23 protein-coding genes and 1 pseudogene are annotated in these 23,890 nt (G+C 75.3%); 10 read left to right on the top strand and 14 right to left on the bottom strand.

Translation table 11 applies throughout. The features are described from left to right. Positions 1–81: 81 nt before the first annotated feature. Together recG and ACIA6B_RS20035 are read right to left on the bottom strand one after the other, a co-directional pair. On the bottom strand, positions 82–2,283 hold the full coding sequence (gene recG, locus ACIA6B_RS20030; protein ID WP_396775254.1) for an ATP-dependent DNA helicase RecG: 2,202 nt from the start codon (positions 2,281–2,283) through the stop codon (positions 82–84). Beyond that, on the bottom strand, positions 2,280–3,893 hold the full coding sequence (locus tag ACIA6B_RS20035; RefSeq protein ID WP_396775256.1) for a DAK2 domain-containing protein: 1,614 nt from the start codon (positions 3,891–3,893) through the stop codon (positions 2,280–2,282). Before ACIA6B_RS20035 ends, recG begins: the two co-directional genes overlap by 4 nt. Positions 3,894–4,149: 256 nt before the next feature. Between ACIA6B_RS20035 and rpmB the strand changes: the two genes are divergently transcribed. Both rpmB and ACIA6B_RS20045 read left to right on the top strand, forming a co-directional pair. Then, positions 4,150–4,341 carry a 50S ribosomal protein L28 gene (rpmB, locus tag ACIA6B_RS20040; protein WP_013284551.1) on the top strand — a complete coding sequence of 64 codons (192 nt, stop codon included), beginning with the start codon at positions 4,150–4,152 and terminating at the stop codon, positions 4,339–4,341. Positions 4,342–4,523: 182 nt separating this feature from the next. Beyond that, a complete protein-coding gene (locus ACIA6B_RS20045) occupies positions 4,524–5,777 on the top strand; it encodes an ATP-grasp domain-containing protein (protein ID WP_396775258.1) in 1,254 nt (417 codons plus the stop codon). Between the two features lie 9 nt (positions 5,778–5,786). On the opposite strand, the gene ACIA6B_RS20050 is transcribed toward ACIA6B_RS20045, so the two are convergent. Next, complete coding sequence (locus ACIA6B_RS20050) at positions 5,787–6,254, bottom strand: GNAT family N-acetyltransferase (protein WP_396775259.1); 468 nt, start codon at positions 6,252–6,254, stop codon at positions 5,787–5,789. A gap of 96 nt (positions 6,255–6,350) precedes the next feature. Next, positions 6,351–7,289 (bottom strand): thiamine-phosphate kinase, encoded by a 939-nt coding sequence (locus ACIA6B_RS20055; protein WP_396775261.1) that lies wholly within the window; start codon positions 7,287–7,289, stop codon positions 6,351–6,353. Between the two features lie 157 nt (positions 7,290–7,446). On the opposite strand from ACIA6B_RS20055, the gene ACIA6B_RS20060 reads away from it, so the two are divergent. Together ACIA6B_RS20060 and ACIA6B_RS20065 are read left to right on the top strand one after the other, a co-directional pair. Beyond that, entirely contained in the window at positions 7,447–7,680 is a 234-nt protein-coding gene (locus ACIA6B_RS20060) for an Lrp/AsnC ligand binding domain-containing protein (protein ID WP_013284547.1), read from the top strand. Then, the gene (locus ACIA6B_RS20065; RefSeq protein WP_396775263.1) at positions 7,681–8,316 is read left to right on the top strand and encodes a DUF3515 family protein; all 636 of its coding nucleotides are present in this window, start codon (positions 7,681–7,683) and stop codon (positions 8,314–8,316) included. It begins immediately after the preceding gene. A 16-nt stretch (positions 8,317–8,332) separates the two neighbouring features. Here the strand turns inward: ACIA6B_RS20065 and ACIA6B_RS20070 are convergent, their stop codons facing one another. Together ACIA6B_RS20070 and ACIA6B_RS20075 are read right to left on the bottom strand one after the other, a co-directional pair. Next, positions 8,333–9,436 carry a D-alanine--D-alanine ligase family protein gene (locus ACIA6B_RS20070; protein ID WP_396775265.1) on the bottom strand — a complete coding sequence of 368 codons (1,104 nt, stop codon included), beginning with the start codon at positions 9,434–9,436 and terminating at the stop codon, positions 8,333–8,335. 280 nt (positions 9,437–9,716) lie between these two features. After that, positions 9,717–9,941, bottom strand: coding sequence for a hypothetical protein (locus ACIA6B_RS20075; RefSeq protein WP_396775267.1), 225 nt, complete (start codon positions 9,939–9,941; stop codon positions 9,717–9,719). Positions 9,942–10,217: 276 nt separating this feature from the next. On the opposite strand from ACIA6B_RS20075, the gene ACIA6B_RS20080 reads away from it, so the two are divergent. Both ACIA6B_RS20080 and ACIA6B_RS20085 read left to right on the top strand, forming a co-directional pair. Then, complete coding sequence (locus tag ACIA6B_RS20080) at positions 10,218–11,063, top strand: helix-turn-helix transcriptional regulator (RefSeq protein WP_281935775.1); 846 nt, start codon at positions 10,218–10,220, stop codon at positions 11,061–11,063. Between the two features lie 4 nt (positions 11,064–11,067). Next, positions 11,068–11,265, top strand: a complete 198-nt coding sequence (locus ACIA6B_RS20085) for a DUF397 domain-containing protein (RefSeq protein ID WP_107156132.1) — start codon at positions 11,068–11,070, stop codon at positions 11,263–11,265. Between the two features lie 55 nt (positions 11,266–11,320). Here ACIA6B_RS20085 and ACIA6B_RS20090 read toward each other — a convergent pair whose 3' ends face one another. The 5 genes from ACIA6B_RS20090 to ACIA6B_RS20110 form a co-directional block, all read right to left on the bottom strand. Next, the gene (locus tag ACIA6B_RS20090; RefSeq protein WP_396775268.1) at positions 11,321–12,355 is read right to left on the bottom strand and encodes an ROK family protein; all 1,035 of its coding nucleotides are present in this window, start codon (positions 12,353–12,355) and stop codon (positions 11,321–11,323) included. Between the two features lie 67 nt (positions 12,356–12,422). Beyond that, positions 12,423–13,214, bottom strand: a complete 792-nt coding sequence (locus ACIA6B_RS20095) for a putative protein N(5)-glutamine methyltransferase (protein WP_396775270.1) — start codon at positions 13,212–13,214, stop codon at positions 12,423–12,425. 185 nt (positions 13,215–13,399) lie between these two features. Beyond that, positions 13,400–14,518, bottom strand: coding sequence for a cystathionine gamma-lyase (locus tag ACIA6B_RS20100; protein ID WP_396775271.1), 1,119 nt, complete (start codon positions 14,516–14,518; stop codon positions 13,400–13,402). After that, a complete protein-coding gene (locus ACIA6B_RS20105; RefSeq protein WP_396775273.1) occupies positions 14,515–15,522 on the bottom strand; it encodes an NAD(P)H-dependent glycerol-3-phosphate dehydrogenase in 1,008 nt (335 codons plus the stop codon). The genes ACIA6B_RS20100 and ACIA6B_RS20105 overlap by 4 nt, the downstream gene beginning before the upstream one ends. Next, a complete protein-coding gene (locus ACIA6B_RS20110; protein ID WP_281935786.1) occupies positions 15,519–16,244 on the bottom strand; it encodes a 1-acyl-sn-glycerol-3-phosphate acyltransferase in 726 nt (241 codons plus the stop codon). Before ACIA6B_RS20110 ends, ACIA6B_RS20105 begins: the two co-directional genes overlap by 4 nt. 96 nt (positions 16,245–16,340) lie before the next feature. Between ACIA6B_RS20110 and cofC the strand changes: the two are divergent. From cofC to ACIA6B_RS20130, 4 genes and pseudogenes are all read left to right on the top strand, one after another. Next, positions 16,341–16,877: pseudogene (gene cofC, locus ACIA6B_RS20115) on the top strand (2-phospho-L-lactate guanylyltransferase); the annotation flags it as partial. A 111-nt stretch (positions 16,878–16,988) separates the two neighbouring features. Next, positions 16,989–17,186 carry a cold-shock protein gene (locus ACIA6B_RS20120; RefSeq protein WP_396775480.1) on the top strand — a complete coding sequence of 66 codons (198 nt, stop codon included), beginning with the start codon at positions 16,989–16,991 and terminating at the stop codon, positions 17,184–17,186. Positions 17,187–17,239: 53 nt separating this feature from the next. Beyond that, on the top strand, positions 17,240–19,540 hold the full coding sequence (locus ACIA6B_RS20125) for an RNA degradosome polyphosphate kinase (protein ID WP_396775275.1): 2,301 nt from the start codon (positions 17,240–17,242) through the stop codon (positions 19,538–19,540). Positions 19,541–19,580: 40 nt separating this feature from the next. Further along, entirely contained in the window at positions 19,581–20,462 is an 882-nt protein-coding gene (locus tag ACIA6B_RS20130; protein ID WP_396775277.1) for an NUDIX domain-containing protein, read from the top strand. A gap of 9 nt (positions 20,463–20,471) precedes the next feature. Here ACIA6B_RS20130 and ACIA6B_RS20135 read toward each other — a convergent pair whose 3' ends face one another. From ACIA6B_RS20135 to leuD, 3 genes are all read right to left on the bottom strand, one after another. After that, a complete protein-coding gene (locus tag ACIA6B_RS20135) occupies positions 20,472–22,361 on the bottom strand; it encodes an endonuclease/exonuclease/phosphatase family protein (protein ID WP_396775279.1) in 1,890 nt (629 codons plus the stop codon). A gap of 133 nt (positions 22,362–22,494) precedes the next feature. Then, a complete protein-coding gene (locus ACIA6B_RS20140) occupies positions 22,495–23,127 on the bottom strand; it encodes an HU family DNA-binding protein (protein ID WP_396775281.1) in 633 nt (210 codons plus the stop codon). Positions 23,128–23,287: 160 nt separating this feature from the next. Continuing rightward, the gene (gene leuD, locus ACIA6B_RS20145; protein ID WP_357301238.1) at positions 23,288–23,875 is read right to left on the bottom strand and encodes a 3-isopropylmalate dehydratase small subunit; all 588 of its coding nucleotides are present in this window, start codon (positions 23,873–23,875) and stop codon (positions 23,288–23,290) included. Positions 23,876–23,890: the final 15 nt, after the last annotated feature.

Below are 23,890 nucleotides of genomic sequence, written 5' to 3' on the forward strand. Positions count from 1 at the left end.
CTGTTTCCGTGAAACAGGCGGCCGGGACGTCGCGCCCCCGCGTCCTCGCGCCGCGTACTCCACACCGGGTTGACCGGTGGGTCAGCCCTTCTCCAGGTATTCGGCGCGCTCCTCGTCGACCAGGGCGGCGACGGACGCGGCCAGCGCCGGGTGCCGGGCCAGCTCCGGATCCTCCTCGACCAGCTCGATCGCCTCGGCGCGGGCGTCCCGGATCAGCTCCGTGTCGCGCAGGAGCGACAGCAACCGCAGGTGTGAGCGCCGGCCGGACTGGGACGCGCCGAGCACGTCGCCCTCCCGGCGCTGTTCCAGGTCGAGCTCGGCCAGCTTGAACCCGTCGGTGGTGGAGGCCACCGCGTCCAGCCGCTCCCGGGCCGACGAGCCCTCGGCCGCCTCGGTGACGAGCAGGCAGAGACCAGCGGCCGACCCCCGGCCCACCCGGCCGCGCAACTGGTGCAGCTGGGAGACGCCGAACCGGTCGGCGTCCAGCACGATCATCACGGTCGCGTTGGGGACGTTCACGCCCACCTCGACGACCGTGGTCGCCACCAGCACGTCCAGGTCGCCGGCGGCGTACGCGCGCATCACCGCGTCCTTCTCGTCGGCCGGCAGCCGCCCGTGCAGCACCCCGATCCGCAGCCCGTGCAGCGGCCCGTCGGCGAGCAGCGGGGCCACCTCGGTCACCGCCAGCGGCGGCCGGCGACCGTTGTCGTCCTCCCGCGGCGCCTCCTCGTCCGAGACCGGGCCGTCCCCGATCCGGGGACAGACCACGTACGCCTGGTGGCCCTTGCCGACCTCCTCGCGCAGCCGACGCCAGGCCCGGTCCAGGAAGGCCGGCTTCTCGGCGGCCGGCACCACGTGCGAGGCGATCGGCGAGCGGCCCTGCGGCAACTGGGACAACGTGGAGGTCTCCAGATCGCCGTAGACGGTCATGGCGACCGTGCGCGGGATCGGGGTGGCGGTCATCACCAACACGTGCGGCGGCTGCTCGGCCTTGGCGCGCAGCGCGTCCCGCTGCTCCACGCCGAAGCGGTGCTGCTCGTCCACCACCACCAGGCCCAGGTCGGCGAAGTCGACACCCTCGTAGAGCAACGCGTGCGTGCCGAGCACGATGCCGGCCCGGCCCTCGGCCACCTCGGCCAGGGCACGGCGTCGGGCCGCTGCGCCCAGCGAGCCGGTGACCAGCTCCACCCGGGTGGCGTCGTCGGCGGCGCCCAGCTCGCCCGCGGTGCCGAGCGGGCCGAGCAGCTCCCGGATGCCGCGGTGGTGCTGGGCGGCGAGCACCTCGGTCGGGGCGAGCAGCGCGGCCTGACCGCCGGCGTCGACCACCTGGAGCATGGCGCGCAGCGCCACCACCGTCTTGCCGGAGCCCACCTCGCCCTGGAGCAGCCGGTGCATCGGGTGCGCGGTGGCCAGGTCGGCGGCGATCTCCCGCCCGACCACCTGCTGACCGGGGGTCAGCTCGTACGGCAGCCGGGCGTCGAACGCGTCCAGCAGGCCACCGGCCCGGGCCGGTCGGGCCCGCGCCGGCCACGCCGCCGCCCGGTGCTTGCGCTGCGCCAGGGTGAGCTGCACCGCGAACGCCTCGTCCCACTTGAGCCGGCGGCGGGCCCGGTAGAGCGCCTCCTTGCTGGACGGCCGGTGGATCTCCCGCAGGGCGGCGTCGATGCCGACCAGGTTGCGGGTGGCCCGCAGGGTGGCCGGCAGCGGGTCGTCCGGCGGGGTGAACGTGTCCAGCACCACCCGGACGCAGCGGGCGATCACCCAGGTCGGCACCGCCGCCGCGGCCGGGTAGACCGGGATCAGCGCGCCGGCGAACTCCTCGACCTCCTCGCTGGCCGCCGCCTCGCTGTCACCGCCCTCGCCGAGCAGGACGTACTCCGGGCCGTTGAGCTGCCGCTTGCCCCGGAACTCGGTCACCTTGCCGGCGAACAGCCCCCAGCGGCCCGGTCGCAGCTCCCGCTCCCGCCACGCCTGGTTGCCGAAGAAGGTGCAGGTCAGCACGCCGCCGGAGCCGTCGCCGACGGTCACCTCCAGCAGGTTGCCGCGCCGCTGGCGCATCGGGCGGACCGTGGTGCGCTGCACCTGGGCCAGCACGGTGACCTGCTCCCCCACGTCGAGCGAGCGGATGTCGGTGTGCTCGCCGCGCTCGTCGTAGCGGCGCGGGAAGTGGTAGACCAGGTCACCGGCGGTGTGCAGGTCGAGGTGACCGGCAAGCGCCTTCGCGGTCTTCTCCCCGACCAGCTTCTTGAGCGGGGTGTCCACCGTCGACGGTTCGCTCGTCATTCGACCCCCAGCAGGAGCGGGTAGTGCGGCTGGCCGCCCTCGTACGCCTGCACCTCGACGAACGGCCAGGCGCGCTCGACGTGGGCGCGGACGCGGTCGGCCAGCCCGGCCGGGGCGTCCGCCCCGCAGAGCAGCGTGACCAGCTCGCCGCCGCCGCCGAGCATCCGGTCGACCACGGCGGTGCAGGTGTCGGTCAGATCCTGCCCGATCAGGTGCACCTCGCCCTCCACCAGGGCCAGCACGTCACCCGGCCGGCACGGCCCGGCGACGGTGAGCGCCTCCCGGCCGGCGTGGCAGACCTCGGCGTAGCGGCAGGCGCCGGCGGCCTCGGCCATCGCGATCACGTCGTCCTCGAAGCGGCGCTTCGGGTCGCGGACGGCGAGCGCGGCGAGCGCCTGCACCGGGGAACGGGTGGGCACCACGCTGACCTTGACGCCGAGGCGGTGCGCCTCCCTGGCCGCCGCGCTCGCCACCGACTGCGTGTTCGGGTCGTTCGGCAGCACCACCACCCGGGCCGCGTCGGTGGCCCGGATCGCGTCGAGCAGCTCGCCGGTGGACGGGTTGGCCGGCACCACCACCGCGCCCTCGGCGGCGAACAGCTCGGCGATGCCGGCGCCGGTGGCGACCACCACGGCGGCCCGGCCGCCGGACGGCGTCGGCGGCGGGCCGGGCGCCGGAGCCGGGTGGTCGGCGAACCGGGTCACCGTGATCCGGTGCGGCCGGCCGGCGACCACGCCCGCCTCAACGGCGGCCCCGACGTCGTTGACGTGCACGTGCACGTTCCAGGTGCCGTCGCCGTCCCCGACCACGGCCAGGGAGTCGCCGAGCCCGGCCAGCTCGCCGCGCAGCCGCGCGACCGCCTCCTCGGTGGCGTCGAGGAGGTACTGCACCTCGTAGGCGTACGCGTCGGAGCCGGTCTCCCGGACGGCAGCCCCGGGCCGGTGCGGCGCGGCCGGCGCGGGGGCCGGCCGGCCGGGGCTCTCCCCGGTGATCACCTCGACCAGCGCGTCGAGCAGCAGGCACAGCCCGCGCCCGCCGGCGTCGACCACGCCGGCGCGGGCCAGCTCGGGCAGTTGCTCCGGGGTGCGGGCCAGCGCGTGCGTGGCCGCCTCGGCGGCGGCCCCGGCCACCGTGCGCAGGTCGTCGCTGTCCGCCCGCTGGGCCGCGCGGGCCGCCGCGGCGACCACGCTCAGCAGCGTGCCCTCGACCGGCCGGGCGACCGCGGCGTAGGCGGCGGTGGCGGCGTCGGCGAGCGCACCGGCGAGCTGCCGGCCCCGGACCGCCGGCGCGGCGGCGAGCGCGTCCGCGAGGCCGCGCAGGATCTGCGAGAGGATCACCCCGGAGTTGCCCCGCGCGCCGAGCAACGCGCCGCGGGCCATCAGCCGCAGCGCGTGCCCGTGCGGGGTGTGCCCGTCGTCGGGGAGGGTGCCGAGATCCATGGCCAGGGCCTGCTGGGCCGAGGTGAGCGTGAGCACCAGGTTGGTGCCGGTGTCGCCGTCCGGCACCGGGTAGACGTTGAGGCCGTCGATCTCGCCCTGGTGCCGCTGGAGGGCGGCCAGCCCGCTCGCGCACCAGCGGCGCACCGCGGCGGCGTCGAGGGTGTCCAGCACGTCGGGAAGCCTACTGGCGCACACCGACACGCGCCGGGGTCGTCCGGCGTGTCCGCCTGCCCGGTCGACCGGTCGGCCCGGCCCGGCCCGCTCCCGGTCCCGGGCCGGCCACGCGTCGACCCGGCCGGCCGGTACGCTCCGGTGGGCTCGGCGAAGGGCCGATTGGGCGTACCGACCGGCATCGGGTAACCTGGCCAGGTTGCCCGGGCTGCGCCTGGCGGCGACCTCATGAACGTTTCAATCCCAGGAGTATCCCGTGGCTAGCGTGTGCGACGTCTGTGGCAAGGGACCGGGCTTCGGCCACAACGTGTCCCACTCGCACCGGCGGACCAACCGCCGCTGGAACCCGAACATCCAGTCGGTGCGTACCCCGGCCGGTGGCGGCACCACCAAGAAGTTGCAGGTCTGCACCTCGTGCATCAAGGCCGGCAAGGTCACCCGCGCCTGACGCGGAGCACCACCGGAACATCGTCGGTCGCCGGCGGACCCCTCGGGTCCGCCGGCTTCTGTCGTGTCCGCCGGTCCGCGGCGACCGCTGACCGACCGTACGGCGACCGGCTGGTCCCCGCCGGTTAGGGTGCTGCTGCGCCGGCCGTCCGGCTCCGGCGCGGACCGTGGGGAGGACGACCGGTGGACCTCGATCTGGGCCGCGAGCAACTGGTGGTGGTGGGCGGGTCGTTCGGCTCGTTGCGCTGGTTCGACCAGGAACTGCCGGCCGGCAGTGTGGTGCTGGTCGAGGAGCCGGACGTGATCCGCCGCCGCGACCTGGCCCGGTTCGCCGAGGAACTGCCGCTGATCGGCCGCCTGGTGGCCGCGGAGTACCAGACCGGCCTGGACGTCGACGCCCTGCTCGGTCGCGAGCCCGGCCTGGCCGACGCGCGCCTGGTGCTGCCCGGCCTGGAGTACGCGGTCGCCGCCACCGCCCGGCTGGCCGACCGGCTCGGCCGGCCCGGCGCCGGGGCGGTCGCCGCGGACATCTTCTCCGACAAGCACCGGATGCGGCTGCTCGCCGACGAGATCGGCCTGGCCAACCCGGCCTACGAGCTGGTCGACGACGCGGGCCGGGCGGCGGAGTTCGCCCGCGCGCACGGCGGCCGGTGCGTGCTCAAGCCCACCCGCCGCTCCGGCAGCCTCGGCGTGCAGCTCATCACCGACCCGGCCGAGGTGCCGGCCCGCTGGGCGGCCAGCGCCACCCCGCCGGAGCCGGCCGAGGCCACCGCGGGCCTGCCCACCGGCGTCCTGGTCGAGGAGTTGCTGGTCGGCTCCGAGCACAGCGTGGAGCTGCTGGTCGCCGGCGGCGAGGTGATCTTCGCGAACGTCACCGACAAGCGGGTCGCCGGTGGCCGGCACCCGGTGGAGACCGGGCACACCGTGCCGTCCGCGCTGCCGTCGGCCGAGCACGACGCGCTGCGGTCGGCCGCGGTCCGCCTCGCCGCGGCGGCCGGCTTCGGCAGCGGCATGCTGCACAGCGAGTGGATCCTGGTCGACGGCGTGCCGACGCTCGTGGAGTGCGCCGCCCGGATGCCCGGCGACATGATCACGGCGCTCATCTCGATCGCCTACGAGCGGGACGTCATCGAGGCGTACCTGCGGGTGCTGTGCGGCGAACGGCCGGCGTTGCCGCAGCGGCCGACCGGCGCGGCGGCGATCGAGTTCCTGACCGCCCCGCCCGGCCGGGTCACCGCGGTGGACGGCCGGCGGGCGGCGCTGCGCGTGCCGGGCGTGCTCGACGTCCAGGTCGAGACGAGGGTCGGGCAGACCGTGCCCGAGCTGCTCTCCTCGGCGCACCGCAGCGGGCACCTGATGACCTGGGGCGCGACGCCGGACGAGGCGGCGGTCGCCGCCCGTCGGGCCGCCGCGGAGATCCGGATCACGGTCGGCTGACGGCGGCGGTCAGAGCGTCCGTCCGAACGACAGGCAGCCCGGCGCGTCCCGGTAGTAGCCGAAGTTCGGGATCCGCTCGTAGCCGGCCGAGGCGTACATGGCGAGCGCCTCGGGCTGCTTGTCGCCGCACTCCAGCACGATCCGCTTCCGGCCGGCGTCGCGGGCGGACCGCTCGATCGCGGCGAGCACCGCACGGGCCACGCCCCGGCCCCGGGCGGCCGGCGCGGTGTACATCCGCTTCAGCTCGGCCTCCTCGCCGTCCGCGCCGTGGCTGCGCCAGCCGCCGCAGCCCACCGGTCGGCCGTCCAGGTACGCGACCAGGAACGCGCCGGCCGGCGGGACGAACTCGGCGGCGTCGACGGGCGTCTCGTCGCCGTTGCCGCCGTACCGCCGGCCCAGGTCGGCCAGCGCCGCCTGGATCAGCTCCTGCGACTCGGGCGCGTCGAAGCGCCGCGGAAGGATCTCGATCTCGCTCACCGTGCCAGGCTACGACCGGCCCCGGCATCCGGCCGGCGCCGGTCGCCTCGCTCGGACGCAGATCACTACGGGCCCTGGCGGGAGGGCCTGGCCGGTTCAGCGGAAGTGGTCCCAGCCACGCGGGCCGTCGTAGTCACCGCCGTCCACGGTGACCCCGGCGCCCTCGGTGACCCGGCCGACCGGACGCCAGCCGTCCGGCAGCGCCGCGTCGGCGGGGAACGTGGCCGCCAGGGCGTGGTCGTCGCCGCCGGCCAGGATCCAGGAGTACGGGTCGACGCCGAGCGCCTGCGCCGCGTCGCGCATCTGTCGGGGCACCTCGAACGCGTCCCGGCTCAGGTCGACCGCCACCCCGCTGGCCGTGGCCACGTGTCCCAGGTCGGCGAGCAGCCCGTCCGAGACGTCGATCATGGCGGTGGCGCCGGCCGCGGCAGCGGCCGGCCCGGCGGCGTACGGCACCTCGGGGCGGCGGAACGCCTCGACCAGCAGCCGGGGCGTACGGAAGCCGCGGGACAGCACGGTGCAGCCGGCCGCCGCCCAGCCGGTACGCCCGGCGAGCGCCACCACGTCGCCCGGTCGTGCCCCGGAGCGGACCACCGGCGCGCGGCCGGCCAGGTCACCGAGCGCGGTGACCGCGACGGTCAGCGTCGGGCTGGCGGACATGTCCCCGCCGACCACGCTCGCGCCCACGCCGGCCGCCTCCGCGCCCAGCCCGTCCGCCAGTTCCTCGGCCCAGGCCGGGTCCAGGTCGGCCGGCATGCAGAGCGCGACCAGCAGCGCGGTCGGCGTCGCGCCCATGGCGGCGACGTCGGCGAGGTTGGCCGCGGCGGCCCGGTGCCCGACGTCCCGCGCCGAGGACCAGTCCCGCCGGAAGTGCCGCCCCTCGACGAGCACGTCGGTGGAGGCGACCACCCGCCGGTCCGGCGCCGCCACCAGCGCCGCGTCGTCGCCGGGGCCGAGCAGGCAGCTCTCCCCGTACGACAGCCGGGCGGTCACCCGGTCGATCAGTCCGAACTCCCCGACACCCTCGACCGTCATGCCGTCCCCTCGTTCCGCTCCGTCGTCGCGCACGTTCCGCACCCGTCCCCCGCCCCCGACCTGCCCGCCCACCGGCGACCGATAGGGATCACGCCCGGTCGGTACGGTAGTTTCACCCTTCGGGCCGCCCCAGGCGGCGACGGACGGAGGTCGAGTCGTGGTACAGGCGTACATCCTCATCCAGACCGAGGTCGGCCGGGCGCGTGACGTGGCCGGTCTGATCGCGGACCTTGCCGGCGTGGTGCGGGTCGACGCCGTCACCGGGCCCTACGACGTGGTCGTGCTCACCGAGGCGAACACGGTCGACGAGCTGGGCAAACTCATCGTCAGCAAGGTGCAGATGGTGCCCGGCATCACCCGCACGCTCACGTGTTCGGTGGTGCGGCTGTAAGTGGACGAGACGGAACCCACCACGCGCCGGGACCCCGGCACCCGACGGGCCGCGCTCTGGGCCACGGTGATCGCGGTGCCGGTGACCCTGGCGGTGGCCGGCTTCACGTTCGCCAAGCTCGCCCCGGATTCTCCGGACGCCGCGCCGAGCGCGTCGGCGAGCCCCCGGACGCAGTCCACCGCGCCGGTCGAGCTGCCCGCGCCGGCGCTCGCCCAGCGCCCCGGGGTCGTCTGCCGCGCCCTGGTCTCGCAGCTTCCCGACAGCGTGCGTGACCTGCGGCAGCGCCCGGTCACCGCGGGTCCGGAACAGAACGCGGCGTACGGCGATCCGGCGCTCACCGTGGCCTGCGGCGCGACGCCGCCGGTGCGGCCCTGCCCGTCGCCCACCGGCGGCGCCACGCTGCCCGCCGGGTGTTTCCCGGACACCGACGAGGTGTTCCGGGTCAACGGCGTCTGCTGGCACCCGGTGACCGGGGCCGGCGCCACGGTGCTGACCACCGTCGACCGGGAGGTGCCCGTCCAGGTCCGGGCGCCGGAGACGTACCAGCCCGCGTTGCAGTGGGTGGTGCAGATCTCCGACGCGATCGTCAGCGCGGTCCCCTCGGCGAAGCAGGCCCCCTCGGGCTGCGCCGGGTGACGCCCGTGCCGGCCCGTCAGCGGCCGGCGCGGCGGTGCAGGGCGGTGCGGATCAGGCGGTTGACCAGCTTCGGGTACTCCAGCCCGCTGGCCGCCCACATGCGCGGGAACATCGAGGTCGGCGTGAAGCCCGGCATCGTGTTGATCTCGTTGAGGAAGACCTCCTGCGCCGGGGTGACGAAGAAGTCGACCCGGGCCAGGCCGGAGCAGTCCAGCGCGGTGAACGCCCGGGTGGCGTAGTCGCGCACCTGCCGGGTCACCGCCTCGGGCAGCTCCGCGGGGACGTCGTACTCGGTCACCTCGTCGGCGAAGATGTACTTGGCCTCGAAGTCGTACCAGTCGCGGTCGCCGATCATCCGCACCTCGGCGAGCACCGACGCCTCGGGCGCGCCGCCGGCCTCGCCCTCCAGCACGCCGCACTCGATCTCGCGGCCCACCACGGCGGCCTCGACCAGCACCTTGCTGTCGATCTCGCGGGCAGTGGTCAGCGCGGCGTCCAACTGCGCCCAGTCGTCGACCTTGGTGATGCCGAACGAGGAACCGGCGCGCGACGGCTTGACGAAGACCGGCAGGCCGAGGCGCTCCTTGTCCTCCTCGCTCAGCGACATCCCGGCGCGCAGCACCGCGTACGGGCCGACCGGGATGCCCTCGGCCACGCAGAGCTTCTTGGTGAACTCCTTGTCCATGGCGGCGGCGGACGCGAACACGTTCGCCCCGACGTAGGGGAGGTCGGCCATCTCCAGCATGCCCTGGATCGTGCCGTCCTCGCCGTACGCGCCGTGCAGCACCGGGAAGACCACGTCCACGTCGGCCAGCGCCACCGGACCCTGGGCCGGGTCGAGCACCATCAGGCCGCCGGCGGCCGGGTCGGCGCGCAGCAGCAGTTCGGCGCCGGAGCCGGCGGTGATCTCGGGCAGCTTGCGGTCGGCGATGGCGAGCCCGGCCGGGTCGCCGCTGGCGAGCACCCACTGGCCCCGTCGGGTGATGCCGACCGGGACGACCTCGAACTCGTCCGGGTCCAGGGCGGCCAGCACGCTGCCGGCGCTGACGCAGGAGATGCCGTGTTCGGGGCTCCGGCCGCCGAAGACGATCGCCACACGGGTCTTGCCTGGGGTGGTCATGGTCACCTCATCGTTCGCGGCTGCGGCTGGCCGTGCTCGCCGGTGGCGCTCACCCGGTTGACCTTACTGTGCGTCGTCGGCAGCGGTGGCCGATACCCGGGGAGAGCGCAACCGGGGTGGCAACCGGTCAAGGTGACATATACGGGGAGTAACGGCGCGGGGGGGGGGGGGGGGGGGGGGGGGGGGGGGCCCGCCCCCCCCCCCCCCCCCCCCCCCCCCCCCCCCCCCCCCGGCTCCCCGACCCCCGTTGCCGCCTCCACGGGGTCGGGCCCGGTGTGGTTCAGGTGGCCGGACGCCGGAGCCGGCGACCGACCGCGATGACCTTGACCCGTTGCCGTCCGGCCCGCACCATGCCCAGCGCCATGAACGCGCAGGCGATCCGCTCGGCCGCCTCGCGGCTGTTCGCGCCGACCACCTGTCGGCGCCGTTCCGGGCTGGTCCGTTCGTCGCGTCCGGGGCCGTCGGTGGGGCGTACGTCGGTGAGGACCACGAGGAACCGGGTCATTCCGGGCCACCCCCGCCCCCGGGGCGGCAGGCCGTCACCGTCATCGCGATTCCTCCCCGTCTGGCGGGCCGGTGTAGGGGCACGCGGCGATCGGGTCGTGGGGGAGTGAACCCGACCGCCGCGCACCCCATCCCCTCCGGTCGCTCACCACCACCGTCGCCACGACAACCGGTGGTGAGGACGCCATCACAGGTTGACAGGTGGACGGGCGTGAATGCAACTCTCATCGACTTTCTCTCATGCCCATTTTCCCACCGGATATGAGACCATCGATACATGGCGCCGAAGACCGCCCGAGCCCGACGGCTCGGCATCGCCCTGCGAACCCACCGGGAGGCCGCCGGCCTCACGCTGGAGACCGCGGCCGACGAGATCAACAGCACCCGCAGCACGCTGTCCCGCTACGAGAACGCCCAGACGCTGATCAGCCCGGCCACCGTGCGCGCGCTGCTCACCAGCTACGGCGTGGGGCCCGACGAGATCGCCGCGGCGGTCCAACTGGCCAAGGACGCCCGCAAGCCCGGCTGGTGGGTGTCCTACTCGTACCTGCTGGATCGCCGCACCATCGACTTCATCGCGCTGGAGGCCGAGGCCACCGGCATCGCGAACTTCGAACCGTCGGTGGTGCCGGGCCTGCTGCAGACCGCCGACTACATCCGCGCGGTGATGCGCGGCGGCCCGCACACGCTCAGCGACGAGCAGGTGGAGCAGCGCGTCCACCTACGGCTCGACCGCCAGCAGCGGATCACCGCGGCGGAGCCGCCGATCCTCGACGCCATCATCGACGAGGGCGCGCTGCTGCGCCCGGTCGGCGGCCGGGCGGTGATGGCCAGCCAGCTCCAGCACCTGCTCAAGATGACCGAGCTGCCGAACATCACGGTGCAGGTGATCCCACTCTCCGCCGGCTACCACCGGGGCACCCGGGGGTCCCTGCACATCCTGGAGTTCGCCGACCCGGAGGACCCGATCATCGCGTCGGTGGAGACCGTCGCCGGGCAGATGGTCCTGGACCGGCCGGGCGACCTGCGTACCTGTACAAAGATCATGGAGCACCTGCGGACCGTGGCGTTGAGCCCGGCGGCCAGTCGGGACCAGCTCCTCCGTCTGCTCAACGAGAGGTGACCGCATGAACGGCACGACCCCCAGCCACCCGACGCCGCGGTGGCGCAAGAGCAGCCACAGCGGCGACGAGGGCGCCTGCGTGGAGATGGCGCCGCTGCCGGAGACCGTCGCGGTCCGCGACTCCAAGGACCCGACCGGCCCGGTGCTGGTGTTCCCGCCCGCCGCCTGGGCCGCCTTCACCGCCGCGCCGCCCCGCGCCTGACGACACCACGCCGCGCCGGGCGCTGTCAGCGGGGCCCCCGCCTCTACCGGAAACGTTAAGCGGGGGCCCCGCCTTTCACCCGATCGAGGGCGGCGATCGCGACGCCCCGCGCGCCGGCCATGTCGCGGTCGGGCACCAGGGCGAACGTCGCCACCGCGCGTTGCTCGTCGCGGAGCACCGTGTGCTCGGCGACGGTGGCGAGGAACCAGTCCCGGAACTCCGGCGCGGCCTCCACCACGCCGCCACCGACGAAGTACGCGTGCGGGTCGGTGAAGTTCGCCGCGATGGTGAACAACCGCCCCAGCGCCCGGGCCTGCTGACCGAACACCTGACGGGCCAACGGGTCGCCCCGCTCGCCGAGGTCCCGGAGCAGCCTCGCCGCCCGGCCGGGCTCCTCCGCCGCCAACGGATGCTCCGGGTGCCGGGCCAGCCAGTACGGCAGCAGGTTGCGCCGGATCGCGGTGAGCGAGGCGACGCTCTCCGCGTCCCCGGCGAAGCCGCAGGCACAGACCGGCACCGGCTGGCCCGGTTCGAGCAGCCCGTCCAGCGGGATGTGCACGTGCCCGAACTCGCCCGCCATGCCGGCCGCGCCGCCGACCACCCGGCCGGCCTCGACCACGCCCCCGCCGAGGCCGGTGCCGACGATCGCGGACACCGACGAGCGGGCCGCCGCGTCCGCGCCGAAGTGCACGTGGTGGGCGTAGAGCGCGGCGGCGTTGCCGTCGTTGGCGTACACCACCGGCAGGCCGAGCCGCCGCTCCAGCGCGCTGCGCACGTCGTAGCCGCGCCAGGCGGGCTGCGCGAAGTTGGTCGACCCGCGCGACGAGATCACCCCGGTGGCGCTGGCCGGGCCCGGCGTGTCCAGCCCGACCGCGCGGACCAGCTCGCGGGGCACCCCGATGTCCGCGAGCACCCCGTCGAACGCCCGCGCGAGCGCCTCGACGGCCGCCTCCGGGCCGTCGCCCACCTCGCTCGGGATCTCCCGCAGCCCGTCCACCAGGAACCGGCCGTCGACGGTCAGCACGGTGGCGTTGTTGCTCGTGCCGCCGTTGTCCAGCCCCACCACCACCGGTATTCCTGTGCTGCCCACCGCCACCGCCTCGCCGTCGAGTCTGAGCCGAGGTTAGTTCCCGGCCGGCCCACCCGCCACGGCGACGTCAGCCGGGGCGGCGGGCGGTCACGGCGGTGGCCTCCCACTCCTCGTCGCGCACCACCGTCGGGTCCAGCCCGGCGGCGGTGAACACGGCGCAGAGCGCGGGTGCCTGCTCCTCGCTCACCTCGACCGCGAGGTGCCCGCCCGGGGCCAGCCACTCGGCCGCGCCGGCGGCCACCCGGCGCAGCACCGCCAGCCCGTCCGCGCCCCCGTCCAGCGCCACCGGAGCCTCGTGCAACCGGGCCTCGGCCGGCATCATCGCCACCGCGTCGCTCGGCACGTACGGGGCGTTCGCCACCACCAGGTCCAGCCGGCCGCGCCAGCACGCCGGCACCGGGTCGAACAGGTCACCCCGGTAGACCGGCACGCCCAGCGGGTCGAGGTTGCGCCGGGCGCAGGCCACCGCCACCGGGTCGACGTCGGCGGCGCCCAGCCAGCGCGGCGCCAGCCGGTCGTGCAGCACCACGGCGGCGGCGCCGGAGCCGCAGCAGAGGTCCAGCACCGCCGGCGCCGGCCCGGTCACCGCCACGGCGGCGTCAACGAGCAACGCGGTACGCCCCCGGGGCACGAACACGCCGGGGTGGACGACGATCCGCCGCCCGCAGAACTCGGCCCAGCCGAGCAGGTGCTCCAGCGGCAGGCCGGCGACGCGACGGTCGGCCAGGCGGGTCAACGCGCCGGCCGAGTCGGCGGCGGCGATCAGGAGATCCGCCTCGTCCTCGGCGAAGACGCAACCGGCGGCACGCAGCCGGCGGACGAGGGCGGGACGGTCGGGAGTGAACACGGTGGATGCCATGGCAAGCCTCTCGGGGAACGCTCGTCGGCGCCCCCGGCGTCGCCTCAGCCCCGGGGCGACACGGACTCGGAGGGAGCGCCGGTCCTCTGCTGGTGGATCGGACTCACCTCCTCGCGTCGGGGCCGCACGGGCCGTGGCTGCCCGTCACGATAGCCCAGCGGTCGACAGGTCGTCAGCCCGGCGCGTCAACGCGCGGCGGCGTCCAACGCCGCGGCCACGTCGGCGACCAGGTCGGCGGCGTCCTCGATGCCGCAGGAGAGCCGGACGAAGCCGGGCGCCGTGTCGTCGCCCCACTGGGCCCGCCGGTCGGCGGTGGTGTGCAGCCCACCGAACGAGGTGGCAGCCGCCACCAGGCGGGACGCGTCCAGGAACCGGGCCACCCGGTCGGCGTCGCCCAGGTCGAACGAGAGCACGCCCGGGACGCGCCGCATCTGCGTCGACGCCACCCGGTACGCCGGGTCCGCCGGCCGCCCCGGCCAGCGCAGGCCGGTCACGTCCGGTCGGCCGGCGAGCAGTTCGGCGAGCGCCCCGGCGTTGGCGGTCTGCCGTGCCAGCCGCAGGTCGACGGTGGCCAGTGAGCGGTGGGCCAGCCAGCAGTCGAACGCGCCGGGCACCCCGCCGGTGGTGGTCCGCCACCCGGTCACCGCGTCGCGCAGCGCGGCGTCGCGCGTCGCCACGTAGCCGAGCAGCAGGTCGGAGTGGCCGGTGAGCGCCTTGGTGCCGGAGGCCACCACCACGTCCGCGCCGAGGTCCAGCGGGCGCTGCCCGAGCGGCGTCGCGGTGGTGTTGTCCACCGCCAGCAGCGCGCCCGCGGCGTGCGCCGCCCCGGCCAGCGCCGGCACGTCGGCCACGTCGAGGCCCGGGTTCGCCGGCGTCTCCAGCAGCACCAGCCGGACGCCGTCGAACGACGGGTACGGCCCGGCGGTCGGCACGAGGACGACGCGGACCCCGATCCGCTCCAGCGTCTCGGTGGCGAACGCGCGCACCGGGAAGTAGCCGTCGGCGGGAAGCAGCACGGTGTCACCGGGACGCAGCACGGCCAGCAGCAGCCCGGTGATGGCCGCCTGGCCGCTGGCGAAGGCCCGGCAGTCCCCGCCCTCCAACTCGCCGATCGCCGCCTCCAGCAGCCGGCGGGTGGGATTGTCCGGCCGCCCGTACCCGTCGGGCGCCGCCGCCGGCCCGCGCCACGGGTCGAGGTGGTAGGGCGCGGCGAACACCGGGCCGGGCAGGAACGGCTGGCCCGGCACCGCCTCCGGCAGGCCGGCGTGGACGCTGCGGGTGCCGTCCCCCCAGCCCGCGCTCACTCGTACGACTCCGGCTTGGCGGTGCGGCTCATCAGCGCGTCCACGGCCAGGCGGGGGTCCATCCCCTCGTGGCAGATCCGCTCGATCTGCTCGGTGATCGGCATCTCCACCCCGTGCGCCCGGGCCAGGTCCCGGATGGCCAGGCAGCTCTTCACGCCCTCGGCGGTCTGCCGGGTCGCCGCCTGGGCCTGCTCCAGCGTCTCGCCCCGGCCCAGGTGCTCGCCGAACGTGCGGTTGCGGGCCAGCGGCGACGAGCAGGAGGCGACCAGGTCGCCCATGCCGGCCAGCCCGGCGAACGTGATCGGGTCGGCGCCGAGCGCCACGCCCAGTCGGGCGGTCTCGGCCAGGCCACGGGTCATCAGCATGGCGCGCGTGTTGTCGCCGAAGCCCATCGCGGTGGCGATGCCGTAGGAGAGCGCGATGACGTTCTTCACCGCGCCGCCCAGCTCGCAGCCGATCACGTCGTCGTTGGTGTACGGGCGGAAGTAGGGCGTCCGGATCGACGCCTGCACCAGCGCGGTACGCCGGCTGTCGGTGCCGGCGACCACGGTGGCGGCGGGCTGCTCGGCGGCGATCTCCGGGGCCAGGTTGGGCCCGGAGACCACGACCACCCGGTCGGCCGGCACCCCGGCCGTCTCCATGATCACCTGACTCATCCGCTTGGTGGTGCCCAGCTCGATGCCCTTCATCAGGGACACCAGCGTGGCGTCGGGGGCCAGGTACGGCGTCCACTCGGCGAGGTTGCCGCGCAGCGTCTGCGAGGGCACCGAGAGCACCACCACCTCGGCCCCCTCGATCGCCTCGGCGGCGTCGCCGGTGGCGGTGACCCGCTCGGGCAGGCGCACGTCCGGCAGGTACTCCGGGTTGCCCCGCCCGTCGCGGATCGCCTCGGCCACCGCGGCGCGGCGGGCCAGCACCGTCACGTCCCGCCCGGCATCGGCGAGGATCTTGGCGAACGCGGTCCCCCAGGAACCGGCGCCCAGCACCGCGACGTGCCCGCTCATTCGGAGACCTCCGGGGTGCCGGTGCGGGCCGGGCGCTGCCACAACGGCGGCGGTGTGCCGCCCCGGATCTCGGCGACCAGGTCCCGGATCCGCAACATGATGGTGTCCGTCATCTCCTCCAGGATCGGCCGGGTCGGCGTGGCGCCCGCCCACCGGCCCAGGTCGACCGGCGGCCCGGCGACCACCGTCACCGGCGTACGCGGGCGCAGCCCGAACCGGGCCGTGCGCGGGTCGAACATCCGCTCCGGGCCGATCATGGCCACCGGGATCACCGGGGCGCCGGTGGCCAGCGCCAGCCGGGCCGCGCCGGTCTTGCCCTTCATCGGCCACAGCTCCGGCTCCCGGGTGGTGGTGCCCTCCGGGTAGATCACCACGGCGCCTCCGTCGTCCAGCGCGGCGATCAGCTTGTCCAACGACTTGACCGCCTCGACGCTGCCCCGCTCGACCGGGATCTGCTTGCACCGGTGCAGGATCCAACCGATCACCGGCACCCGGAACACGCTGGCCTTGCCGAGGAACTGTGGCCAGCGCCCGGCGTCGTAGATGAAGTGCGCGGAGACCAGCGGGTCGGCGTGCGAGATGTGGTTGGGCACGATGATGACGCCACCGTCGCCCCGCAGGTGCTCCATGCCCCGCCAGGTGCGCCGGGTCCAGACGGTCAACACCGGCTTCACCAGCACCACGGCGAACCGTTGCCAGAATCCCAGCCTCCGCGGTGCCACAGTGCCTCCTCGTTCCGCCCCACGCGCCCCGGGGAAGAATCATGCCTGCTCGCCACCGGTCCGGCCAGTGAGGGTACCGCCGGCCGCGCTGGCAGGATGGTCGGTGTGCCTGAGCCCAGCTGGACCGTGGTGACGCCGGTGAAGCACCTCGGGGTGGCGAAGAGCCGCCTGCGCGGCGCGCTGCCCGGCGTACCCCATGAGGAACTGGCGCTGGCCCTGGCGGCCGACACGGTGCGTGCGGCGCTGGCCTGCCCGGCGGTCGGGCGGGTGCTGGTGGTCACCGACGACCCGCGGGTGACCGCCACCGTGACCGCGGCGGGCGCCCGGGTCGCGGGCGACCCCGGCGGCGGGCTCAACGCCGCCTTCCGGCACGGCGCCACGGTGGCCGGGCCGCGCGCCCCGGTGGCCGCCCTCACCGCCGACCTGCCGGCGCTGCGCCCGGCCGAGCTGGCCGCGGCGCTGCGCGCGGCCGAGGGGGTACGCGGATTCGTCGCCGACGCCCCGGGCACCGGCACGGTGCTGCTGGCCACACCGCCCGGGGTGCCGCTGGCGCCGGCGTTCGGGCCCGGCTCGGCCGGTGCGCACGCGGCCGGCGGCGCGCTGCCGCTGGCCGGCGACTGGCCCAGCCTGCGGCGGGACGTGGACACCGCGGCCGACCTGGCCACCGCCGCCGGGCTGGGCCTGGGGCCGCGCACCGGCGCGCTGCTGGACCGCGCCGCCGACCCGGTCCGGTACGGTGCTGGCATGCAGGGCACGGTGGCCACCTACGACGCGTCGACGCGCAGCGGCGTGCTGCTGCTCGACGACGGCACCGAGTTGGCGTTCCCGGCCCGCGCCTTCGACGCCTCCGGGCTGCGGCTGCTGCGGCTCGGGCAGCGGGTGCGCGTCGAACGGGACGCGGCCGGCGAGATCACCCGGGTGACGTTGCCGACGATGGCCTGAACAACCTGGTCGAGTTCATTTTCCGTTCACCCTCGTCAGGGAATCATGGGGTGGTGAGCACCCCTCGCGAGCACTCCGACGGTCCGCCGCCCATCCTTGACCCCGGCACGCCCCGCAACGGCCGCCCGACGCGCGGGGCGGACGGGCGGTTCCGGCCGTCCCGGCCGCCCGAGGAGCGCCTCGGGGCCGACCCGGACGCGGCCGGCGCCGCCGGGCTGGACGAGCCGCTCGACCCGGTCGAGGGGCCCGGCCCGGTCGCCGGCCCGCGGGACGAGCCGCCGGCCGCGGAGCCGCTGCCGGAGGACCGCTTCCTCAACCGGGAGCTGTCCTGGCTCGACTTCAACGCCCGGGTGCTCGCGCTCGCCGAGGACCCCCGGACGCCGCTGCTGGAGCGGGCGAAGTTCCTGGCCATCTTCGCCGGGAACCTGGACGAGTTCTACATGGTGCGGGTGGCCGGGTTGAAGCGCCGGCTCTCCGCCGGCCTGCCGGTTCGCGGCGGCGACCGGCTGCCGCTGCGCACCCAGCTCGACCTGATCACCGAGAAGGCCGCCGACCTGGTCGCCCGGCACGCCGCCTGCTTCGTCGACGACGTGCTCCCCCGGCTCGCCGAGGAAGACGTCCGCATCCTGCGCTGGAGCGACTTGGACGACGCCGAGCGGGAGCGGCTGCGCACCTGGTTCCGGGAGCACATCTTCCCGGTGCTCACCCCGCTGGCGGTCGACCCGGCGCACCCGTTCCCCTACATCTCCGGCCGGTCGCTGAACCTGGCCGTCTCGGTGCGCGACCCGGACGGCGGCTCCGAGCTGTTCGCCCGGGTCAAGGTGCCGAACAACGTGCCCCGGTTCGTCCGGGTCGCCCGGGACCGGCCCGGCGTCCGCTTCCTGCCGGTGGAGGACCTCATCGCGGTCCACCTGGGCCAGCTCTTCTCCGGCATGCAGGTGGTCGAGTGCCACCTGTTCCGGGTCACCCGCAACGCCGAGGTGGAGGTCGACGAGGACCGCGACGAGGACCTGCTCCAGGCGCTCGAACGGGAGCTGGCCCGGCGCCGGTTCGGCCCGCCCGTGCGGCTGGAGGTGGCCGCCTCGATCTCCGACCACATGCTGGAGCTGCTCGTCCGCGAGCTGGACATGGACGACCACGACGTGCTGCGGGTCCGCGGCCTGGTCGACCTCTCCGCGCTCTGGCAGGTGTACGGCGAGGCCGACCGCCCCGACCTCAAGGACCGGCCGTTCGTGCCGGCCACCCATCCCCGGCTGACCGAGGGCGAGGTGCCGCGCAGCGTCTTCGCCACCCTGCGCGACGGGGACGTGCTGGTGCACCACCCGTACCACTCGTTCGCGACGAGCGTGCAGCGCTTCGTCGAGCAGGCCGCGGCCGACCCGAACGTGCTCGCCATCAAGCAGACGCTGTACCGCACCAGCGGCGACTCCCCGATCGTCGACGCGCTCGTCGACGCCGCCGCCGCCGGCAAGCAGGTGGTGGTGCTGGTCGAGGTGAAGGCGCGCTTCGACGAGGTGGCCAACATCGGCTGGGCGCGCACGCTGGAGCGGGCCGGCTGCCACGTGGTCTACGGCCTGGTCGGCCTGAAGACGCACTGCAAGACCGCGCTGGTGGTGCGGCAGGAGGGCAACCAGATCCGGCGCTACTGCCACATCGGGACCGGCAACTACCACCCGAAGACCGCCCGGCTCTACGAGGACTTCGGCATGCTCACCGCCGACCCGGAGATCGGCGCCGACCTGACCGACCTGTTCAACGTGCTCACCGGCTACAGCCGGCAGACGGCCTTCCGGCGGTTGCTGGTCGCACCGCAGGGCATCCGCAGCGGCCTGATCGAACGGATCGAGCGGGAGATCGAGCATGTCCGGCTCGGCATGCCGGGCCTGGTGCAGTTCAAGGTGAACGCGCTCGTCGACGAGGAGATCACCGACGCGCTCTACCGGGCGTCCCGGGCCGGCGTGCACGTGGACCTGCTGATCCGGGGCATGTGCACGCTGCGGCCGGGCGTGCCGGGGCTCTCGGAGAACATCCGGGTCCGGTCGATCCTCGGCCGGTTCCTGGAGCACTCGCGCATCTTCCGGTTCGGCAACAACGGCGACGCCGAGTTCTGGATGGGCTCGGCCGACCTGATGCACCGCAACCTCGACCGCCGGGTGGAGGCGCTGGTGCAGGTGAGCGACCCGGTGGCCCGCGCCGAGCTGGACCACGTCCTGACCGCCGCGTTCGATCCCGAGGTGGACGCGTTCGAGTTGGCCGCGGACGGCACCTGGCACCGGCGTACCGGCGACGGCGACGGGCCGTCGACCCATCTCCAGGAACTGTTGCTGCGTCGGGTCGGCGGCCGGGCGGACTGAGCGGCGCGCGACACGTGGCGGCCGGGCATACGGTGATCGGATGAGCGACGACGAGCCGGTGCGGATCCGGGCGGCGGGCGGGGTCGTCTGGCGTCCCGGCCCCGGCGGTGTCGAGGTCTGCCTGGTGCACCGCCCCCGGTACGGCGACTGGTCGCTGCCGAAGGGCAAGCTGGACGCCGGCGAGCACCCGCTGGTGGCCGCCGTCCGGGAGGTGGCCGAGGAGACCGACGTGCGGGCCGTGCCGCAGGTGCGCCTGCCCACGGTCCGCTACCGCAGCGAGGGTCGCGCCAAGGCGGTCGACTGGTGGTCGATGCGGGCGGTCGGCAGCGGCGGTTTCCAGCCCGGCACCGAGGTGGACGACGTGGCCTGGTTTCCGGTCGACGCGGCGGCCCGCCGGGTCAGCTACCCGCACGACGCGGAGGTGATCGCCGCGTTCGCGGCGCTGCCGCCGGTCACCACGACCGTGCTGCTGGTCCGGCACGCGCACGCCGGCAAGCGGGGCACCTGGTCCGGTCCGGACACCGGCCGGCCGCTGGACGCCGAGGGGCGGGCCCAGGCGCGGGCGCTGGTCCCGCTGGTGGCCCTGGTCCGCCCGGCCCGCCTGCTCTCCGCCTCGGCCCGCCGGTGCGTGCAGACGCTGGACCCGGCGGCGGCCCGGCTCGACCTGCCGATCGAGGTCTGCGGCGACCTGGACGAGCCGGGGCCGGGCCAGCAGCCCGAGGAGTGCGCGTTGGCCGCCGCCGCGCGGTTGGCCGCGTTGGCCGCCGCCGGGGAGCCGGTCGCGGTGTGCAGCCAGGGCAAGGTGATCCCGGGCGCACTGGAACGGCTCACCGGCCACGCCGACGACTACACCACCGCCAAGGGCGGCGGCTGGCTGCTCCCCTTCGCCGGCGACCGCCTCCTGCTCCCCGACCGCTTGTAAGGCGGGGGCTCAGGGCAGCACGAGGGTGACGCGCACCGGGAGGTGGTCGCTGGCCTCGGTGCGCGGGGCGCGCGCCTCGGCGGCGGTCACACCCGGCGAGACGAAGACGTGGTCGATCTGGGTCCGCGGGTCGTCGGCCGGGCTGGTCCGCAGCGGTCGGGCCACGGCCAGCGCGTCGACCAGACCGGCGCCGGTGAACTCGGCGAACGCCGGGTCGGCCGGCTCGGTGTTCAGGTCACCGCCGAGCACCAGCGGCCGGCCGGCCGCGTATTCGCGGGCGAACGTGGCCGCCTCGCGGGCCTGCTCCACCGGGTCCCGGCCGGGCGGCGGTTGCAGGTGGGTGGCGACCACCGCCAACTCCCGCCCGCCGAGGTCGAGCGTGACGCCGAGGACCTGCGCGCCGGTCGGCGCGCCGTGCGCGGGCAGCGGCCGGGTCCGACCGGAGCGCGCCGGGAACCGGCTGAGCACCGCGTCGCCCCAGACCGGGTCCGCGGCGGGCGCGAAGACGTACGGCATCCGCAACCGCGCCGCCAGCAACGCCAACGTGTCGTGGCCGCCGTTGAGCCACCACCCGCGGTCCACCTCGCTGAGCAGCACCACGTCCGCCCCGCGCAACGCCCGGGCCACCCCGTCGAGGTCCAGCCGGCCGTCCAGGCCGAACCCCATCCGGATGTTGTACGCGGCCACCCGGACCGTGGCCGGCGCAACGCCGGGCCGCGGGGCGGACAGCGGCGTGTGGTGGACCACGGGCACGAGCGCGGTCGCCAGCACCAGGGCGGCCACGCTCCACCGCCGGGCCCGCCCGGCCAGCTCCGCCGGGGACCAGGACGGCCCGGCAACGGCCACCAGACCGACCAGGAGCGCCGTGGCGACCGGCACCCACCCGTTGGGGTACCCCAGGTCGTAGGCGGCGTAGTAGGCGACCGTGGCCACCGCGAAGACCACCGCCCCGCCGACCGCCGCCCGACCGCGCCGCGTCGCGGCCCGCCCGTCCGGCACGTCGCCACCGGGCGCGGCCGTGTCGGTGGCGGCCAGGCAGCCGCCGAGACCGACGGCGGTGAGCAGGTACGCCGGCCCGAGCCGCCCGGCGGCGAACAGCACCGCCCCGGCGAGCAGCGCGACCGGCCAGAGCACCCGGGCCGGCCGGGCCAACCGGGCCGGGGGCCGGTACAGCGCGGTCACCTGGAACAGCGCGACCGCCGACGCGCCCCACGGCACGACGCCGACCGGGGCGCGGGACAGACCGGGGAAGCCGGCCGGGCCGACACCCGAGGCGGTCGCCCACACCGCCGGGGCGAGCGCGATCTGGTTGGCCAGCAGCAGTGCCGGACCGCAGAGCAGCCACGCCCGGCGGCCGGCCGCCGACGGCTCCCCCGACGCCGTGCCGGGCGGTGGCGCGGGCACGGTCGCGGCCAGGAACGCCGCCACCAGCGCCACGCTCAGCGTCCAGCCGAGCGCGCCGCCGCGCCAGACCAGGTCCTCGGTGCCGAGCAACGCGTGCCCGGCGGCGGCGCCGGCCAGGCCGAGTGCCAGCCCGGGCACCGGCCGGTCGACGCGGGCGGCGGTGGCGGCGAGCCAGGTCAGTCCGGCGAGCAGACCGGCGCACGCGAGCCAGAGCTGGGCGTCGCCACCGGGCGCGGCGGTGAGCGCCAGCCGGGCGGCGGCGAGCACGCCGGCCGCGGCCAGGCCGACCGGGCGGGCGCCGAGCCGACGGACCACGGTGGGCGCGGCCAGCGCGAGCAGGAACCAACCGAGCGCGAACGCGCCGAGCAGTTCGGCGGGTGTCTCGGCGGCGCGGCCGAAGAGCGTGATGACCGACGGCAGCCAGACCCGCAGGACGTCCAGGAAGACCGCGACGCCCAGGGCGAGCGCGACGGTGGAGAGGTGACGGTGCCGCACGGGCGCCTCTTCTCGTGACCGAGGGGGTTTCGGCACGGCGATTCTGCGGGCCGGCACGGCGGGCGGTCAACGCGTACCGACGAAACGAGGGCGCCCACCGCGAACGGTGGGCGCCCTCGATCGGGCCGTCCGGTCAGCGCCGACTGGCGGCCTTCTTGGCCGGCGCCTTCTTCGCGGGCGCCTTCTTCGCCGCCGTGGTCTTCTTGGCCGTGGCGGACTTCGCCGCGGTCGTCTTCTTGGCGGCGGGCGCCTTCTTCGCCGTGGCGGACTTCGCCGCGGTCGTCTTCTTCGCCGCCGTGGCCGTCTTGGTCGCGGTGGCCTTCTTCGCCGGCGCGGCCTTCTTGGTCGCGGCGGTGGTGGTCTTGGTGGCCTTCGCCGCCGTGGTCTTCTTGGCGGCCCCGGTGGTCTTCGCCGCCGTGGTCTTCTTCGCCGCCGCCGTGGTCTTGGTGGCGGCGGTGGTCTTCTTCGCGGCGGTGGTGTCCTTCGGAACCTTGCCGCTGGCGACCATCTCCTTGAAGCCCGCACCCGCCCGGAAGGTCGGGACGGAGGTCTTCTTGACCTTCACCGCCTCGCCGGTCCGCGGGTTGCGCGCTGTTCGGGCCCCACGGACGCGCTTCTCGAACGCTCCGAAACCGGTGATCGCCACCTTCTCGCCCTTGGTGACCGCCGCCTGGACCTCAGCGAGAACCGCGTCGAGCGCGGCCGTCGCCGTCTTCCGGTCCCCCAGGCGAACGGCGAGCGCCTCGATGAGCTCGGCCTTGTTCACGACTTCCTCCCGATTGTGCAACTGACTCGACGCGAGCCATTCTGCGCGCACCGTATGCCCTGTGCTGCCTGGACACAAACATTCGGTGGAAAAAAGCCCTTGTGTCGCAACGGATTCGCCCCCACCGGCCGGGCCGGTGGGGGCGAAAGGGGTTCGGAGGTCAGGCGATCGAGGGCAGAAACGCCGGCCGGGCGGCCTCGTACGCGCCGATCTCGGCCTCGTGGCGGAGGGTGAGTCCAATGTCGTCCAAGCCCTCCATCAGCCGCCACCGGCTGTGGTCGTCAAGCGGGAAGGCCCAGGTGGCCTGCCCGGCGTGGACCTGGCGGGCGGTGAGGTCGACGGTGACCGCGGTGGTGGGCTCGGATTCCACCAGATCCCACAGTTCCTCGACGGCCTTCAATTCCAACTCCACCGGAAGGAGGCCCTCCTTGAGGGCGTTGCCCCGGAAGATGTCACCGAAGCGGGGCGAGATCACCGCCCGGAAGCCCCAGTCCCGCAGCGCCCAGACCGCGTGCTCGCGGGACGAGCCGGTGCCGAACTCGGGGCCGGCGACGAGAATCGAGGCCCCCGCGTAGGCGGGGTTGTTGAGCACGAACGACGGGTCCTCCCGCCACGCGCTGAAGAGACCGTCGGCGAAGCCCGTCCGGGTCACCCGCTTGAGGTACACGGCGGGGATGATCTGGTCGGTGTCCACGTTGGACCGGCGCAGCGGCACGGCGGTGCCGGTGTGTGCGGTGAACTTGTCCATCTCTCGGCTGCCCTT

Origin of the sequence: Micromonospora sp. NPDC051141 (assembly GCF_044455765.1) — a bacterium.
GTDB lineage: Bacteria > Actinomycetota > Actinomycetes > Mycobacteriales > Micromonosporaceae > Micromonospora.

What these genes read in the sequence shown, in the direction of transcription:
- recG (WP_396775254.1), bottom strand. Translation starts at nt 2,283, where the DNA reads ATGACGAGCGAACCGTCGACGGTGGACACCCCGCTCAAGAAGCTGGTC.
- ACIA6B_RS20055 (WP_396775261.1), bottom strand. Translation starts at nt 7,289, where the DNA reads ATGACGGTCGAGGGTGTCGGGGAGTTCGGACTGATCGACCGGGTGACC.
- ACIA6B_RS20070 (WP_396775265.1), bottom strand. Translation starts at nt 9,436, where the DNA reads ATGACCACCCCAGGCAAGACCCGTGTGGCGATCGTCTTCGGCGGCCGG.
- ACIA6B_RS20075 (WP_396775267.1), bottom strand. Translation starts at nt 9,941, where the DNA reads ATGACCCGGTTCCTCGTGGTCCTCACCGACGTACGCCCCACCGACGGC.
- ACIA6B_RS20080 (WP_281935775.1), top strand. Translation starts at nt 10,218, where the DNA reads ATGGCGCCGAAGACCGCCCGAGCCCGACGGCTCGGCATCGCCCTGCGA.
- ACIA6B_RS20085 (WP_107156132.1), top strand. Translation starts at nt 11,068, where the DNA reads ATGAACGGCACGACCCCCAGCCACCCGACGCCGCGGTGGCGCAAGAGC.
- ACIA6B_RS20095 (WP_396775270.1), bottom strand. Translation starts at nt 13,214, where the DNA reads ATGGCATCCACCGTGTTCACTCCCGACCGTCCCGCCCTCGTCCGCCGG.
- ACIA6B_RS20105 (WP_396775273.1), bottom strand. Translation starts at nt 15,522, where the DNA reads ATGAGCGGGCACGTCGCGGTGCTGGGCGCCGGTTCCTGGGGGACCGCG.
- ACIA6B_RS20120 (WP_396775480.1), top strand. Translation starts at nt 16,989, where the DNA reads ATGCAGGGCACGGTGGCCACCTACGACGCGTCGACGCGCAGCGGCGTG.
- ACIA6B_RS20130 (WP_396775277.1), top strand. Translation starts at nt 19,581, where the DNA reads ATGAGCGACGACGAGCCGGTGCGGATCCGGGCGGCGGGCGGGGTCGTC.
- leuD (WP_357301238.1), bottom strand. Translation starts at nt 23,875, where the DNA reads ATGGACAAGTTCACCGCACACACCGGCACCGCCGTGCCGCTGCGCCGG.